Consider the following 14,647-nt stretch of genomic DNA (forward strand, 5'->3'; position numbering starts at 1 on the left):
CGCCGGCGCCGAGCCCGGCGGCACCCTGGGCGCGCTCACCGCCGCCCTCGCCGACGGCGCCGTACGGCTCGGACCCGGTGACGACCGGGACGCGGCGCGGGACGCCCTCGCCGCCGTCCCCGGCCTCGACGACCGTACGATCGCCGAGATCCGCACCCGTGCGCTCGGCGACCCCGACGTGGCCCCGCCCGGCCTCGACGCCCCCGACAGCTGGCGCCCCTGGCGCTCGTACGCCCTGAACCACCTGCGCGCCGCAGGGGAGTTGGAGTGACCCTCATGACGACGACGTACTGGACGCACGTGGACAGCCCGCTCGGGCCGCTGCTGCTGACCGCCGCACCGACCGGCGAGCTGACCTCGCTCACCGTGCCCGGGCAGAAGAAGGCGACCGTGGTGCTGGACGACTGGACGCGGGACTCCGGGCCCTTCCGGGAGGCGGAACGGCAGCTCGCCGCGTACTTCGCCGGTGACCTCAAGGAGTTCCGGCTGCCGACGCGGGCCGTCGGCACCCCCTTCCGGGAGAAGGTGTGGGCCGCCCTCGACGACGTGCCGTACGGCGGGACCGTGACCTACGGGGAGATCGCCGCGCGCGTCGGGGCGCCCCGGGCGGCCGTGCGCGCGGTCGGCGGCGCCATCGGCGCGAACCCGTTGCTGATCGTCCGCCCGTGTCACCGCGTCATCGGCGCCGACGGGTCCCTCACGGGGTACGCGGGCGGGCTGGAGCGGAAGGTCGCGCTGCTCGCGCACGAGGGTGTGCTGCCGCGGCCCTGATCCCGGGGGGCGTCAGCCGAAAAAGACCGCGCCGAGCCACGCCGCCGCGATCAGCTGGCAGGTGAACAGCTCCGTCAGCAGGCTCCACCCGCCCGACCGCATCACCGTGCGCACCGCCGCCCTCGCCTCCCCACGGCGGCCGAGACGGATCCGTTCGTGGACGTACACCCCGGCGAGGAAGCCGGGGATCGCGCCGATCACCGGGAGCAGGACGAACCCCGCGAACGAGCCGCCGCCCGCGTACGTCAGCAGTTCGGCGTCCACCCCGCCCTCCCGGAGTCTGCGGGGCGGCAGCGCCCAGCGGACCACCTGCGACAGGAACAGCACCACGGTCGCCCCCACCAGCACCCACCACGAGACCGCCTGCGGGTCCTTCAGCGTCCACCACAGGACCGCGGCCCACACCAGCCAGGACCCGGGCACACCGGGCACCAGCACTCCGCACAGACCGAACAGGAGCACCAGTCCGGTGAGCAGGAGGTCCCACGCTCCCATCTGTCCAGGGTGCAGGAGGGTGCGGGACGGCGCAGATCGGGAGCCGGGACCGCGCAGATCGGGAGCCGGGACCGCGCGGTGAGGGTCGCGCGGTGCGGCGATTTTCCCGATGCCCCGTTTTCATCCGGCCCGTCCGGTGGACAATTGGGGGCATGAGTCAGCAGGGGGGAAGGCCCGGCGGGCCCACCGGTCCCGGTCCCGAGGACGACTGGTGGGGTCAGCTGTACGACGACGCCGCCGACGACACGGGGCCGGCGCCCGCGGCCGACTCGCTGGACGACCGGTTCGCCTCGGCGGCGGGAGCGGTGGGGGGTGCCGGGGTGCCTGCCCCGTCGGCCCCGGATCCCCGGGGCGGCCCCGGGACCCCGGTGGTGCCGGGCCAGCGCCGGACGCCGCCGGTGCAGGGCTCCGCCGGGACGCCGTCCCGGGCCTGGTGGGAGCCTGCCCCTCCGGCGGACGCCCGTCCGACGCCGTTACCTCCGGACCAGGCCGGTCCGGCCGACACGCCTCCGGCGGCGGAGCCGCCCGCGAAGCTCCCGCCGGAACCTGCCGTCCCGGCCGACCCGCCGCCCGCGACGCCCCGCCGGGCGGACTTCTCCGGCCGACGGCCTCCCGCGCCGAACGGCCGTCCGGCCGGTGCCGGCGCCTGGACCAACGGCGCCTTCGTACCCCCCGGTCAGGGCGGTCCGGCTGACTCGCCGTCTGCGTCGCAGCCGCCGTCCGGCCCGCCGCCGGCGCCGGGTCGGCGCCTGGGCCAGCGCGCCCCGCAGCGCCCCGTACCCGCCCGGACCGGGCCGTCCGGCCGACCCGCGCCCGCGTCACAGCCGCCGTCCGGCCCGCCGTCGCCGTCGGCTCCCGAGGCGACGGCGCCCGCAGCGCCCCGCACCCGCCGACCGGGCCGTCCGGCCGACCCGCGCCCGCGTCGGAGACGCCTCCTGCGCCGCCCGCATCCAGGTGCCCGGCACCCGGCGCCGCAGCCGAGCCGCCCCGCCGACGTCCCCGCCGCGCCGGAGGCGGAGCCCGCGTCGGAGGCGGACCCCGTGTCGGAGGCGGACCGCGCGCCGGAGGCGACCCCCACCCTCGCCGACCGTCCGCCCCCCTCCGGCCCCACCGCCGCCCCCGTCTACGGCGACTGGACCCCCGCCGCGCCGGCCGACGGTGAGCCGGAGGACGGCGGTGAGTCCAGGCTCGGGCCGCTCCCGCCCCCACCGCCCTCCCGTGCCTACGTCGGCACCCGGCCGCCCACCTACGACGCCGAGCCCACCGCGCTTCCCGCCGCCGACCCCGACGACCTGGACGCGCTCGTGCCGGACACCGTGCTGGACGGCGCCCGGTACGGGGCCTGCACCCTGCGGGCCGTGTCCGTGCGGGGGGACTCCGCGCGGTACCGGGGCGAGCCCCGCCGTGACGCGCTGCTGACCGCGCGGTTCGGGGCGGGGGAGCGGGCCCTCGTGCTGGTGGCGCTGGCCACCGGCGCCAGGACCGCTCCCGGCGCGCACCTGGCCGCCGCCGAGGTGTGCCGCTGGATCGCCGCGGCGGTCGGCCGCAGCCACGAGCGGCTCACCGGCGACATCCGGGCGGCCCGCCGCGCCGACCTCAAGGCGGGCCTGCACCGCCTCACCGACCGCAGCCTCGGCAAGCTGCGGGCCGCCGCGGCCGAGCAGGGCCTCGACCCCGACGACTACGCGGCCACCCTGCGCTGCCTGCTGCTGTCCGCCGACCCCGAGTGCCGCACCCGGGTGTTCTTCGGGGTCGGCCCCGGAGGACTGTTCCGGCTGCGGGACCGCGAGTGGCAGGACATCGAGCCGGAGGTCGCGGAGGTGAAGGGCGAGCCGGTCCTCGGCTTCGGCTCGGCGCCGCACGAGACGCCGGACGGCGACCGCCTCACCATGGACCTCGGCATCCCCACGCCCCCGAGCCCGTACGAGCCGGCCCCCGAGCCGCCCCGCGAGCCCTTCCGTTTCCGTACCTCCGTAGCCCGGCCGGGTGATGTGCTGCTGATGTGCGGCACCGGGTTCGCCGAACCCCTGCGCGGCGAACCGGAACTCCGCGCCCACCTCGCCGACCGGTGGTCCGGTCCCGAGCCGCCGGGACTGACGGCGTATCTGGCCGACACCCAGGTACGGGTGAAGGGGTACGCCGACGACCGTACGGCCGTGGCCGTCTGGGAGGCGTGAGCCCGCGCGGTGTGAATTCATGGAAACCGTCAGGCATCTCCGGCACCCGAGGGGCAGACGGAAACCATGGCCAAACAGAACATCGCGGAACAGTTCGTCGACATCCTCGTCCGAGCGGGAGTCAAACGCCTGTACGGCGTGGTGGGCGACAGCCTCAACCCGGTCGTGGACGCCGTGCGCCGCAACTCCGCCATCGACTGGATCCATGTCCGGCACGAGGAGACCGCCGCGTTCGCGGCCGGCGCCGAGGCGCAGGTCACCGGCCGGCTCGCCGCCTGCGCCGGCTCCTGCGGCCCCGGCAACCTCCACCTCATCAACGGCCTCTACGACGCACACCGCTCCATGGCGCCCGTCCTCGCCCTCGCCTCCCACATCCCGTCCAGCGAGATCGGCCTCGGCTACTTCCAGGAGACCCACCCGGACCAACTGTTCCGGGAGTGCAGTCACTACTCCGAGCTGATCTCCAGCCCCCGCCAGATGCCCCGGCTGCTGGACACCGCCATTCAGCACGCGGTCGGCCGCTCCGGCGTCAGCGTCGTCTCGCTGCCCGGCGACCTCGCCGACGAACCCGCCCCCGACCAGGCGCCCGAGACCGCGCTGGTCACCTCCCGGCCCACGGTCCGCCCCGGCGACGACGAGATCGACAAGCTCGTCGACATGATCGACCGCGCCGAGAAGGTCACCCTGTTCTGCGGCGCCGGCACCAAGGGCGCGCACGCCGAGGTGATGGAGTTCGCCGGGAAGATCAAGGCCCCGGTGGGCCACGCCCTGCGCGGCAAGGAATGGATCCAGTACGACAATCCGTACGACGTGGGCATGAGCGGGCTGCTCGGCTACGGCGCCGCGTACGAGGCGACGCACGAGTGCGACCTGCTGATCCTGCTCGGCACCGACTTCCCGTACAACGCCTTCCTGCCCGGCGACGACGTGAAGATCGTCCAGGTGGACGTGCGGCCCGAGATCATCGGGCGGCGCTCCAAGCTGGACCTCGCGGTGTGGGGCGACGTGAGGGAGACGCTGCGCTGTCTCATCCCCCGGGTGCGCGCCAAGGACAACCGCAAGTTCCTCGACCGGATGCTGAAGAAGCACGCGGAGGCGCTGGAGGGGGTGGTGAAGGCGTACACCCGCAAGGTGGAGAAGCATGTGCCGATCCACCCGGAGTACGTGGCGTCCGTCCTGGACGACATGGCCGACGACGACGCCGTCTTCACCGTCGACACCGGCATGTGCAACGTCTGGGCCGCCCGCTACATCTCACCCAACGGCCGCCGCAGGATCATCGGTTCGTTCTCCCACGGCTCCATGGCGAACGCGCTGCCGATGGCGATCGGGGCGCAGTTCACCGACCGGCACCGTCAGGTCGTGTCGATGTCCGGCGACGGCGGATTCAGCATGCTGATGGGCGACTTCCTCACGCTCGTGCAGTACGACCTGCCGGTGAAGGTGGTCCTGTTCAACAACTCCTCGCTGAGCATGGTGGAGCTGGAGATGCTGGTCGCCGGACTGCCCTCGTACGGAACCGGGATGAAGAACCCCGACTTCGCCGAAGTGGCCCGCGCGTGCGGCGCCTACGGGGTGCGGGTGGAGAAGCCGAAGGAGCTGGCGGGCGCGCTGAAGGCGGCGTTCAAGCACAAGGGTCCGGCGCTGGTGGACATCGTGACCGACCCCAACGCGCTGTCCATCCCGCCGAAGATCAGCAAGGAGATGGTGACCGGGTTCGCCCTGTCCGCGTCCAAGATCGTGCTGGACGGCGGGGTCGGCCGGATGGTCCAGATGGCCCGCTCCAACCTGCGGAACGTGCCGCGCCCGTAGGCGGGTTCACGTGCTCCGGGCCCGCCAGGACCGGTTCAGGGTGTCGTACTCGTAGTGCGGCAGGCCCTCGACGGCACTGGTGCGGAAGGGACGGCCACGGTCGTCGATCCGCACCGTGCCGGTGCGGCCCTGCGAGGACCAGTCCAGCTCCAGGTACCAGCGGCAGTCGCAGCCCTCGGTGCGAGCGGTGATCATCAGCACCTCGGGGTCGGTCGCGGACACCCGGTACGGCATCCGCACCGCCGGGATCGGCGTCCCCGCGTCGTTCCCGGCGACCGCCCGCGCGATCGGCCGGTCCTTGTCGAGGTCCACGTCGAAGTAGCGCGGGGTCAGCGCGCCGCCGCACCCCTGGTCCATCGCGTACGCGTTGCCGGGCGCCGGCGCCGAACGGCCGGCCACCCGGACCCGCAGGGCCGTGAGTACGACGGCCGTGTCGGACCTCCCCTGCACCGACAGCTCCACCAGCATCTCCTTGCCGTGCACGGCGCCCTGCGTGGCCGCCCAGGTCCGGGCGTCCTGCGGGGCGGGCGGCGGAGGCACCCGGGCGGGCGGCTTCGCCACCACGTAGTCGTGGCCGCAGCCGTACGCCCAGGCGTGGTCGTTCACCGACCAGGTGAGGGGCACCGGCCCTGCGGGCGCGCTGTCCGGGGCGGTGGGGGAGACGGCGGGGGCCGGCGCCTTGGACGCGGTGCCGTTGCCGCCGTGGCGGGCGGAGGGGGAGGGGGAGGCCACCTTCGACGGGGAGGGGGAGCCGGTGGGCGCGACGGACCGCGCGGGGCCCGCGCCCCTCGAGGTGCCGCTCTCCTCGGTTTCCTCCGCGGCCCCGACGGCCCCGCTCCCGGACACCGTCCCCCGGTCCTTCGGCAGGAACGACAGACTCCCGACGGTGGCGAGCACGGCGCACATGGCAGCGGCGGCCACGGCGACACGCTTGTGCCGCCAACGCCCCCGACGGGGGCCCTGGTTGTGCCCCACGGGCCCGCTGACGACGTGGGTATCGTCCGGGCCCGGCTCCTCGGAGTGGCCGGAACCGATCGCTGGGGAGGAACCCGGTTGCTCACCCTCTGATGTCCCGGACGAGGCCTCCGGCCCCTGGGGCGTCTCCGGGGTCTCCCCACCCCGTGGCCGGCGCCGTGCCTCCGCCGCGCGGAGCCACAGGCGGTGCAGTTCGAGGCGTTCCGCGTCGGTCGCTCCGCACAGGGCGGCGAACCGTTCGACCGGGGCGAAGTCGACCGGGACCGCGTCTCCGGCGCAGTAGCGGTGCAGCGTCGAGGTGTTCATCTGGAGGCGGCGGGCCAACTGGCCGTAGCTGCGGTCCGTACGGTCCTTCAGCTCCCGCAGCAGCGCCGCGAACTGCGTCACCTCGTCCTGTGCCGACACCGGTTCCGTCCCCCCGTCACTCGTCCGAACGTGCCCGAGTCCGCCTCGCCCGGGCGTCCCGGTCCGTCCCAGGCACCCTGTATCCCTGCACGTCGCACGGGCCGGGATGGTTCCATGCCGGGGAATCGGGCGGCGACGCTTGCGCCGGTCCTCCGCGACGGCGGATGCTCTGACCACGGCGTACCGCCCCGACGGCCCGGATGACCATCCCGGCCGTCGCGGTGCACGTGTCGTCATTCCACCACGCACATCCACGGGGGTCACCCATGCCTGTCCGCACCCGTGTCGCGGCACTCGCCGCGCTCACCGCCACCGCGCTCGCCGTGGGCGCTGCCGCCACCACACAGGCCGGCGCCACGCCGGGCGACGCCGCACGGACGAACGCGGCGGCGAAGAACGCGTCCGCGCAGAAGAAAGCAGCGGCACCCCGGTTCCTCGCGGCGTCCGAACTGCCCCCGCACCCGACCGGCTGGACCGCGGGACCGGTCACCGACGGCTTCCCTGAGCAGCTCGCGTACTGCCTGGGCGAGGGCGTGCCCGCGTACGACTACCGGCACCGCCTGTTCCACACCGAGCTGGACACCAGCGCCGTGCAGGTCACCGTCGTGACCGGGTCCGCCGCGAAGGGCAAGGCCCTGGCGGCCCGGCTGAACAAGGAGATCCGCGGCTGCGCGGCCCGGCTGGAGCGGCTGTACCCGGAGATCGAGGCCGAGGGCCGGTTCTTCGGCACGCTGCCCGTCGAGGAGGGGGCGACGGTGCACGGCCTGCACACCGAGACGTCGTACGGCGCCACGGACGTCAACCTGCTGTCCGTGGGGCGCGACGGCCGCACCGTGACCGTCGTCGGCTGGGGGCAGATGGGCGACTTCGACGACGCCCCGCTCGCCGCCTTCAAGAAGACTGCGAAGAAGGCGGTCACCAAGCTCTACTGAGGTTCACGAGTTCCACGGCCACCGTGTGACAGCCGGGGTCGTCCTCTCGCCACGGGGGTCGGGAGGACGGCCCCGCACACGGTTGTGTGGCCGTTGCACTTCGGACAACAACGCGTCACAGCCGCTCCGTATGACTGGCATGTGAACGACCGGGCAAGCATTCCCGTGTAGGTGTTCGAGCAGGTGGGGGAATCGGCATCGGCACGCGGGCGGGGGTCATGAGAAGTCAGGCTTCGGCGGATCGGCTGAGGCGCACACTGGGGCGTGCGGATCTGCGGGCGGTGGCCGAGTCCCGCCGCGCCCTGCGCGAGCTGTTACGTCACCGGTGCGATCCGGAGCGGTCCGCGGTCGCGGAACTGCTCACCAGCGAACTCGTGACCAACGCCCTCGTCCACACCGACCGCGACGCGGTCCTCACCGCGGACGTCGGCCCCTGGGGACTGCGCGTGGAGGTACGGGACTTCACCGCCCGTGAGCCCCGGCCGCGTTCGCGGACGGGCAACGACACGACGAACGGGCGGGGTCTGGTGCTGGTGGAGTCGCTGGCCGACGACTGGGGCGTGAGACGGCACGGCGTGGGCAAGTCCGTCTGGTTCGCGCTCGGCCCGGAGGCGGAGACGGAGACGGACGCCGACGCGGCGTGAGGGAGGCGGTTTCCCACCGCGTCCCTCACGCCGCGTCGCGCAGTCGGTCCAGGCTCACGCGTCAGCCGAACTGCTGCTCCAGGTCCTTGAGTTTGCGCTCCAGGCTGTCCAGACGCGGCAGCGCCTGGGTGTCGTCCTCGGCCGTGAGGTCGACCGTCAGCGCCTCACCGCCGGAGCGGCGGACCGGCTGCAGGGAGGGACGCGGGGCGGGGGCGGGCAGGGCCTCCGGCGCCGCTATGGCAGGCTCCGCGGCGACCACGTCGGAGTCCCGCTCCACCGTGGCCTCGAGCTCGCGCCCGCCGCCCCGGCCGCCGAACCCGCGGTGACCGCGGCTGATCGCCTTCAGACGGGCCCGGTCCATACGCTCCTGGTCCCGCCGGCGCCGCTTCTCCTGGTCCTTGCGGAGCTTGTCCTCGCGGACCTCCTCGACCGCCTCGTCCAGGCTGCGCACGCCCTCCAGCAGCATCAGCGACCAGGCGCGGTAGGTCTCCCGGGGAGCGCGCAGCCAGCGGACGATGCGGATCTGCGGCAACGGCCGCGGCACCAGGCCCTGTTCCCGCAGGGCGGCGCGGCGGGTCTGCTTCAGCGCGCGGTCGAAGAGGACCGCGGCGGACAGGGACATGCCCGCGAAGAAGTGCGGGGCGCCCGCGTGGCCGACGCCGCGCGGCGCGTGGACCCAGTTGAACCAGGCGGCCGCGAGGGCGAACGTCCACACCAGTATGCGCGAGCCGAGGGCCGCGTCACCGTGGCTGGCCTCGCGCACGGCGAGCACCGAGCAGAACATCGCCGCGCCGTCCAGGCCGAAGGGGACGAGGTACTGCCACCCGCCGGACAGGCCGAGGTTCTGCTCACCGAAGCCGACCAGGCCGTGGAACGACAGGGCGGCTGCCACCGCCGCACAGCAGAACAGCAGCACGTAGGAGACGGTGCCGTAGAGGGCCTCCTTGCGCCTGCGGCGCTCCTCGCTGCGCTCCCACGAGTCGTCGGCGCTCGTGTCCTTGACCGAGGAGCGCTTGCCGCGCGCCAGCACCGCCACCGCCGCCAGCATGCCCAGGAGCAGCACGGCGCCCGGAAGCAGCCAGTTCAGCGATATGTCGGTCAGTCTCATCTAGGGGTCCCTTGCATTGGGATAGGGCGTAACGCCCGCCATAGTGGCCCAATCCCGGCGTCCCTCAGGGGGTTTCGGGGCAAGAGGCCGCCAACGGAGCGCGAGGGGGTGCCCAGGGCGGCTTTCTGCTCGAACTGCCGCATGAGGGGCGGGAGTTGAGTTCGAATAAGACTACCCGTACGGGTGGTTCCGTGGAGACTTCCTGCGGGCGGTGAGGAAATCGTGAAGTGCTCGTGACCTCACGCCCGGACGCGGCGGGGCGCAACGGCGGGGCGGCCGGACGATCTTACCCCGTCCGGCCGCCCCGCGTTGCTCTGACAGCTCGTCAACCGGCCTGTCCGACCAGCTCTTTCTCCCGCTCAGGGGCGCGCGCCCCGGTCCGCTCCTTGGCGCAGGTGCGCGGGCAGGTGGCGCAGACGTCCGCCGGGCGCAGGGTGTAGAACATGCAGCAGCTCACCCGCTCCCGGGTGGCGGCGGCCGGCTCCCCGCCGGGCCCGGACGGCCTGCGGAACGTCACCGCGCCGACGTACGGCTTCGTCGCGCCCGGCAGCAGCAGCTCCAGCTCGCGCAGGGCCCGCTCCTCCTCGCCGAGCAGCCCGGCGACGTACCAGAGGCTCTCGACGATCTCGTCGGTCGCCATGCCCCACAGCGCCCGGCCGCGCCGGCGCATCCGGGGGCCGAATCCGGTCAGCACGGGCTCCAGGTGTTCGGCGACCGCCGCGCGCACCTCCGCCCGCAGCGCCTCCTCGTCCCGCACCACGCGCGCGCCGGGGAGGGCGGCGGCCGGGTCGTCCGGCAGACAGGCGAAGCCGGCGGGGCGTACGGCCATGCGGCCGACGGCGAGCCCGGCGGCGGTGCGGTCGAACGAGACGTGCGTCACGGGGTAGCGCGGGACCCGGCGGTGCAGGAACCATGGCACGGTGATCAGCAGACAGGCCGGCCAGGCGTACCGGTGCAGACCGAAGCTCGCGATGACGTCCGGGCGGCCCTGCTGTCCGTAGTCCCGCCGCACCTGCGTGTCGTCCCAGGCGAGGAAGGCGTCGAGTGCGTCCCCGCCTGCGGCGAGGCCGGCGGCGTCGACCCAGCCGCCGCCCCGGGGGGCCGCCTCCTCCGCGCCGAGCTCGGTGACGGCGAGGGCGGGGAAGGCCTCCGCCAGGCGGGCGTACGCGTCCGCTACGGCCGAACCGGGCACGGCCATGGGGCCACCCCTTCACGTCTCGTGGAACCGGGCAATCAAAGGTAAGCCTCACCTTACCCAAATTCGCGGAGATGTGAACTGGCGTCCGATGCGCCTATGGTGCTTGACGCACAGGTGCCAACCCGCCGTAATGACCCCAAGTACCGACACGTCCGCAGGAGGACCTTGTGAAGCAGGGCACGCAGGGCTCCGCCGGGACGACGACGGGCGAGGCGGCCGCGGCCGCCGAGGCCGCCGCCCGCGCCGGGGACGCGGACCGGCGCCGCGACGCCGGCGCGGCCGTCGAGGGGTCCGCGCGCGGCGAGCACACCCACGGCGAGCCCGTCCTTCCCCGTCCCCGGTCCGCCGTCCAGCGGTCGTCCGTGCGCGGCCAGATCCTGGCCGCCCTGCGCACCGCGCTGGTCACCGGCGACCTGCGGCCCGGCGAGGTCTACTCGGGGCCCGCGCTGGCCGAGCGCTTCGGCGTCTCCGCCACGCCCGTCCGCGAGGCCATGCAGCAGCTCGCCCAGGAGGGCGCGGTCGAGGTCGTGCCCAACCGGGGCTTCCGGGTCGTCGAGCGCAGCGAGCGGGAACTGGCCGAGCTGGCGGAGGTGCGCGCGCTGATCGAGGTGCCGGTGATGCTGCGGCTGGCCCGTACGGTGCCGCCCGAGCGGTGGGCCGGACTGCGCCCGCTCGCCGAGGCCACCGTCCGCGCCGCGTCCTCCGGCTGCCGCGCCACGTACGCCGAGGCGGACCGCGCCTTCCACAGCGCGGTCCTCACGCTCGCCGGCAACCAGCAACTGGTCGGCGTGGCGGAGGAGTTGCACCGCCGCGCCCAGTGGCCCCTGGTCGGCGGCAACGCTCCCGGCGGCGGCACCCGCGCCGAACTGATCGCGGACGCCCACGAACACACGGCTCTGCTGGACGCGTTGATCGCGGGCGACCTGGACGTGGTGAGGGCACTGGTGGGCGAGCACTTCAACGGGGCGGAGTAGGAGCGGGCCCCGTCCGACACCCCTCCTGACTCCCCTGAGCCGCACCCCGGGTTCACCCGAACGAGGCACCCGTCACGGGTCTCACGCCGTCGCCGCGTCCGCTTCCGGAGGGGCCAGGCGATCGGCGAGCCACGTGGGGACTCCGCCCAGGAGGCGGAAGAGGCGGCGGGCCTCCTCGCGGAGGCGGGAGGCCTCCGGTTCCGTCTCCGTGTCCGCCAGGGACACCAGCGCCGGCGCCGTGCCGACCAGGTACCCCAGCTCCTCCCGGATCCGCAGCGACTCCGCGAACCCGTGCCGGGCCTCCGTCAGCTCGCCCTCGCGCAGGGCGAGTCCGGCGAGATGGCGCCAGGTGGCGGACAGCAGCAGCGGGTCGGCGTGCGCGGTGGCGCCCGCGTGCGCCCGCCGGTACGCGGCGCGGGCGGCCTGCGGGGAGCGGGTGAGGTTCTCCGCGATCAGCCCGCGCCGGAAGTCCAGCAGCGGCCGTCCCGGCGCGCCCGGCGCGATCAGCGCGGCGGCCCGGCCCAGCGCGGCTCGCGCCTCGTCGGCCCGGTCCCGGACCTGGAACAGCGTGGCCGCGTAGGCCAAGTACCCGCGTTCACAAGCGGCCGCCCCCCGCTCGTCGTCGGTGTGCGCCAGCGCCTCCGCCGTACGGAGCGCGTCCTCCGCGTCCTCCCACCCCGCCTCGGTGTACAGGCACCGCTCCACCAGCAGCGACGCCCGCTGCAGAGCCGCCTCAGGGGTGGCGGGGGTGAGCAGTGCGGCCGCGTCCACCCAGCAGGCGCGGGAGCGGAGCCGCCACACCGCCGTCCGGAGGGGATCGTCTTCGGCGGTCGTTCCGTCACCGGACATGGCGGTATGCGCCACGTTGCCCTCCCCGAGCACGCCATCGAGCTGTTGAGTGGTGGCCGCATCTCAGCACGAACCACCGGGCCCGGCCAAGAGGGCGGGTGAAGGATTTCACAAAGTCATGGGGAGTGGGACGGAACCGGGGAGTCCGGCCCGTGGGCCGGATCGGGGAGGCCGGCACTCCAGCGGGTGGAGCCGTCGTGTGCCGGGTGCGGGCCGGTTGTGGCTGGTCGCGCAGTTCCCCGCGGCTTTAAGGGCGTTGCACCCATGCAGGTGATCAGCTCATCCGCAGTGCCAGGAAGAAGTCCAGCTTGTCCTCCAGCCGCGACAGGTCACGCCCGGTCAACTGCTCGATGCGGCCGACGCGGTAGCGCAGCGTGTTGACGTGCAGGTGGAGGCGGGTGGCGCAGCGGGTCCAGGAGCCGTCGCAGTCGAGGAACGCCTCCAGCGTGGGGATCAGCTCGGCGCGGTGCCGGCGGTCGTACTCGCGCAGCGGGTCCAGCAGCCGGGCGGTGAACGCGCGCCGCACGTCGTCCGGCACGAACGGCAGCAGCAGCACGTGCGACGCCAGTTCCTGGTGTCCGGCCGCGCAGACCCGGCCGGGGCGGGCCGCGGCGACCCGGCGCGCGTGCCGGGCCTCCTCCAGCGCGCCGCGCAGCCCGTCCGCCGAGTGCACGGCCGCGGACACGCCGACGGTGAGCCGTCCGTCCCCGTCGAGGCCCGCCGTCAGCGGCCCCCGCACCGACTCCAGCAGCGCGTCGGCCAGCACCCCGGGGCCCGCCTCGTCGTGCTCGTCGGCCACCGACGGCAGCGGGACCAGCGCGACCGCCTCGTCGCCGGTGTGCGCCACCGCGATCCGGTCGGACGGCTCGGGTCCGGTCGACGCCGGGTCGACCAGGATCTCCTCGAGCAGCGCCTGCGTGACGGGCCCCGCGTCGCCGCGCCCGTCCTCCCACTCGACCCGGGCGACCACGACCTGCCAGTGCGGCGCGGTCCCGAGACCGGGCAGCAGCACCGGCGCGGCCACCCGCAGACGCGCGGCGATCTCCGCGGGAGCCGCGCCCGTCTGCACCAGCTCCAGCACCTCCTGCGCGAGCCGCCGCCGCACCGTGCGCGCCGCGTCCCGCCGGTCCCGCTCGACGGCGATCAGCTGGGTGACGCCCTGGAGCAGATCCAGCCGCTCCTCGGCCCAGTCCCCGGCGTCCGCCTCGACCGCCAGCAGCCAGTCCGCGAGCATCGTCTCGCGCGGGTCCGCCGGCTCCGAGGACGGGCCGTGCCCGCTGCCCCGCACCGGGAAGAGGCTGTACGTCGTCCGGTCCAGCACCACCCGGTGCGGACCGCGCCGCCCGGTCCGCACGGCCGCCAGATGCTCCGCCGCGAGCCGCGCGCACGCCTTGGCGTCCAGCGCGGGCGCGGTGCCGCGCGCCCCCGCGGTCTCCTTGGGCGCCGCGATCAGCCGGCCGGTGGGGGAGAGCACCCAGGCGCGCAGGTCCAGGTCGGAGCCGAGCAGGTCGAGCACCACGTCGGGGCCGCCGCCCGCCGGTCCCGAGGTCATCATCCGCCGGTGCCGGTCCACCACGGCCGCCAGGTCCCCGGCGCGCTCGCCGGACACCTGCCGTACGACGTGCTCGGTGACGGTCGCGAAGGCCACCGACTCGTGCACCGCGAACAGCGGCAGCCGGTGCCGCGCGCACGCCACGACCAGGTCGTCGGGGACGTCCCCCAGCTCCGCCTCGCCCGCGGCCAGCGCGGCCACCCCGGCCTGCACGAGAATCCGTACGAACGGCTCGGAGTCGGCGGCGTCGCGGCGCCAGGCCAGCCCGGTGAGCACCAGCTCGCCGCCGGACAGATAGCGGCTGGGGTCGCGCAGGTCGGTGGTCATCACCCCGCGCACACTGCGGTCCAGCTCGTCCTCCCCGCCGAGCAGCTTCAGGCCCAGCGCGTCGGTGTCCAGCAGTGCGCGCAGCCGCATTCTCGTCGCCGCCGTTCCTTGTCTCGGTGTCTCGGTACCCGTGGGGAGGGTGAAGGGTGGGTCGGGAGGGGCCCGTGGGACTGGCCTGCGGACATGCTCCGCCCGGCCCCGATCGACTCCCGCGTTACTGGAGGAAGACCGGAAGGTTACTGGGCCTCTCCGTTCATACGAATCTACAAGATGCCCGCGTTGGCCAGCCAACTCCTTCATGGTTTCCGTGACTGACCCGGGCGGAGTACGCGGCGGTGTACTGAACGCACTCCGCGTGAACACCGCAGGAACGAGCCGCGCCCGCCGCACACGGATTGGCTCAGTCCGTACGCCCCACGAGACGAAGA

Annotated in this window: 12 protein-coding genes and 1 pseudogene; 7 read left to right on the top strand and 6 right to left on the bottom strand. The window is 74.4% G+C overall.

Annotated features, from left to right (window positions below):
• Positions 1-271: pseudogene (locus AY578_RS26630) on the top strand (DNA-3-methyladenine glycosylase 2 family protein); the annotation flags it as partial.
• A 5-nt stretch (positions 272-276) separates the two neighbouring features.
• Positions 277-771, top strand: a complete 495-nt coding sequence (locus AY578_RS26635; RefSeq protein ID WP_026243598.1) for a methylated-DNA--[protein]-cysteine S-methyltransferase — start codon at positions 277-279, stop codon at positions 769-771.
• 12 nt (positions 772-783) lie between these two features.
• Here AY578_RS26635 and AY578_RS26640 read toward each other — a convergent pair whose 3' ends face one another.
• A complete protein-coding gene (locus AY578_RS26640; RefSeq protein WP_019523329.1) occupies positions 784-1,266 on the bottom strand; it encodes a DUF456 domain-containing protein in 483 nt (160 codons plus the stop codon).
• A gap of 1,040 nt (positions 1,267-2,306) precedes the next feature.
• On the opposite strand from AY578_RS26640, the gene AY578_RS34150 reads away from it, so the two are divergent.
• The gene (locus tag AY578_RS34150; RefSeq protein ID WP_420341320.1) at positions 2,307-3,443 is read left to right on the top strand and encodes a protein phosphatase 2C domain-containing protein; all 1,137 of its coding nucleotides are present in this window, start codon (positions 2,307-2,309) and stop codon (positions 3,441-3,443) included.
• A gap of 66 nt (positions 3,444-3,509) precedes the next feature.
• A complete protein-coding gene (locus tag AY578_RS26650) occupies positions 3,510-5,255 on the top strand; it encodes a pyruvate dehydrogenase (RefSeq protein ID WP_019526584.1) in 1,746 nt (581 codons plus the stop codon).
• A gap of 6 nt (positions 5,256-5,261) precedes the next feature.
• Here the strand turns inward: AY578_RS26650 and AY578_RS26655 are convergent, their stop codons facing one another.
• The gene (locus tag AY578_RS26655; RefSeq protein ID WP_258905797.1) at positions 5,262-6,635 is read right to left on the bottom strand and encodes a helix-turn-helix domain-containing protein; all 1,374 of its coding nucleotides are present in this window, start codon (positions 6,633-6,635) and stop codon (positions 5,262-5,264) included.
• Between the two features lie 266 nt (positions 6,636-6,901).
• Here AY578_RS26655 and AY578_RS26660 point away from each other — a divergent pair, with 266 nt between their 5' ends.
• Both AY578_RS26660 and AY578_RS26665 read left to right on the top strand, forming a co-directional pair.
• Positions 6,902-7,567: a hypothetical protein gene (locus AY578_RS26660; RefSeq protein WP_136238966.1), complete on the top strand. Its 666-nt coding sequence runs from the start codon at positions 6,902-6,904 to the stop codon at positions 7,565-7,567.
• Between the two features lie 218 nt (positions 7,568-7,785).
• Positions 7,786-8,211: an ATP-binding protein gene (locus AY578_RS26665; RefSeq protein ID WP_026244085.1), complete on the top strand. Its 426-nt coding sequence runs from the start codon at positions 7,786-7,788 to the stop codon at positions 8,209-8,211.
• A 61-nt stretch (positions 8,212-8,272) separates the two neighbouring features.
• On the opposite strand, the gene AY578_RS26670 is transcribed toward AY578_RS26665, so the two are convergent.
• Both AY578_RS26670 and AY578_RS26675 read right to left on the bottom strand, forming a co-directional pair.
• On the bottom strand, positions 8,273-9,319 hold the full coding sequence (locus AY578_RS26670) for a DUF2637 domain-containing protein (RefSeq protein WP_019526588.1): 1,047 nt from the start codon (positions 9,317-9,319) through the stop codon (positions 8,273-8,275).
• Between the two features lie 325 nt (positions 9,320-9,644).
• Positions 9,645-10,517 carry a (2Fe-2S)-binding protein gene (locus AY578_RS26675; protein ID WP_215049107.1) on the bottom strand — a complete coding sequence of 291 codons (873 nt, stop codon included), beginning with the start codon at positions 10,515-10,517 and terminating at the stop codon, positions 9,645-9,647.
• Positions 10,518-10,684: 167 nt separating this feature from the next.
• Here AY578_RS26675 and AY578_RS26680 point away from each other — a divergent pair, with 167 nt between their 5' ends.
• The gene (locus AY578_RS26680; RefSeq protein WP_258905798.1) at positions 10,685-11,491 is read left to right on the top strand and encodes a GntR family transcriptional regulator; all 807 of its coding nucleotides are present in this window, start codon (positions 10,685-10,687) and stop codon (positions 11,489-11,491) included.
• A gap of 81 nt (positions 11,492-11,572) precedes the next feature.
• Here AY578_RS26680 and AY578_RS26685 read toward each other — a convergent pair whose 3' ends face one another.
• Together AY578_RS26685 and AY578_RS26690 are read right to left on the bottom strand one after the other, a co-directional pair.
• On the bottom strand, positions 11,573-12,340 hold the full coding sequence (locus tag AY578_RS26685; protein WP_037779178.1) for a hypothetical protein: 768 nt from the start codon (positions 12,338-12,340) through the stop codon (positions 11,573-11,575).
• A gap of 274 nt (positions 12,341-12,614) precedes the next feature.
• Positions 12,615-14,309 carry a PucR family transcriptional regulator gene (locus tag AY578_RS26690; RefSeq protein ID WP_136238967.1) on the bottom strand — a complete coding sequence of 565 codons (1,695 nt, stop codon included), beginning with the start codon at positions 14,307-14,309 and terminating at the stop codon, positions 12,615-12,617.
• Between the last annotated feature and the right edge of the window lie 338 nt (positions 14,310-14,647).

Source organism: Streptomyces thermocarboxydus (assembly GCF_024760485.1).
Classification (GTDB): Bacteria; Actinomycetota; Actinomycetes; order Streptomycetales; family Streptomycetaceae; genus Streptomyces; species Streptomyces cellulosae.

Excerpts from the sequence above, each read along its gene's own strand:
- AY578_RS26675 (WP_215049107.1), bottom strand. The coding sequence starts at position 10,517 with ATGGCCGTGCCCGGTTCGGCCGTAGCGGACGCGTACGCCCGCCTGGCG.
- AY578_RS26635 (WP_026243598.1), top strand. The coding sequence starts at position 277 with ATGACGACGACGTACTGGACGCACGTGGACAGCCCGCTCGGGCCGCTG.
- AY578_RS26665 (WP_026244085.1), top strand. The coding sequence starts at position 7,786 with ATGAGAAGTCAGGCTTCGGCGGATCGGCTGAGGCGCACACTGGGGCGT.
- AY578_RS26640 (WP_019523329.1), bottom strand. The coding sequence starts at position 1,266 with ATGGGAGCGTGGGACCTCCTGCTCACCGGACTGGTGCTCCTGTTCGGT.
- AY578_RS26650 (WP_019526584.1), top strand. The coding sequence starts at position 3,510 with ATGGCCAAACAGAACATCGCGGAACAGTTCGTCGACATCCTCGTCCGA.
- AY578_RS26670 (WP_019526588.1), bottom strand. The coding sequence starts at position 9,319 with ATGAGACTGACCGACATATCGCTGAACTGGCTGCTTCCGGGCGCCGTG.
- AY578_RS26660 (WP_136238966.1), top strand. The coding sequence starts at position 6,902 with ATGCCTGTCCGCACCCGTGTCGCGGCACTCGCCGCGCTCACCGCCACC.
- AY578_RS26685 (WP_037779178.1), bottom strand. The coding sequence starts at position 12,340 with ATGTCCGGTGACGGAACGACCGCCGAAGACGATCCCCTCCGGACGGCG.
- AY578_RS26690 (WP_136238967.1), bottom strand. The coding sequence starts at position 14,309 with ATGCGGCTGCGCGCACTGCTGGACACCGACGCGCTGGGCCTGAAGCTG.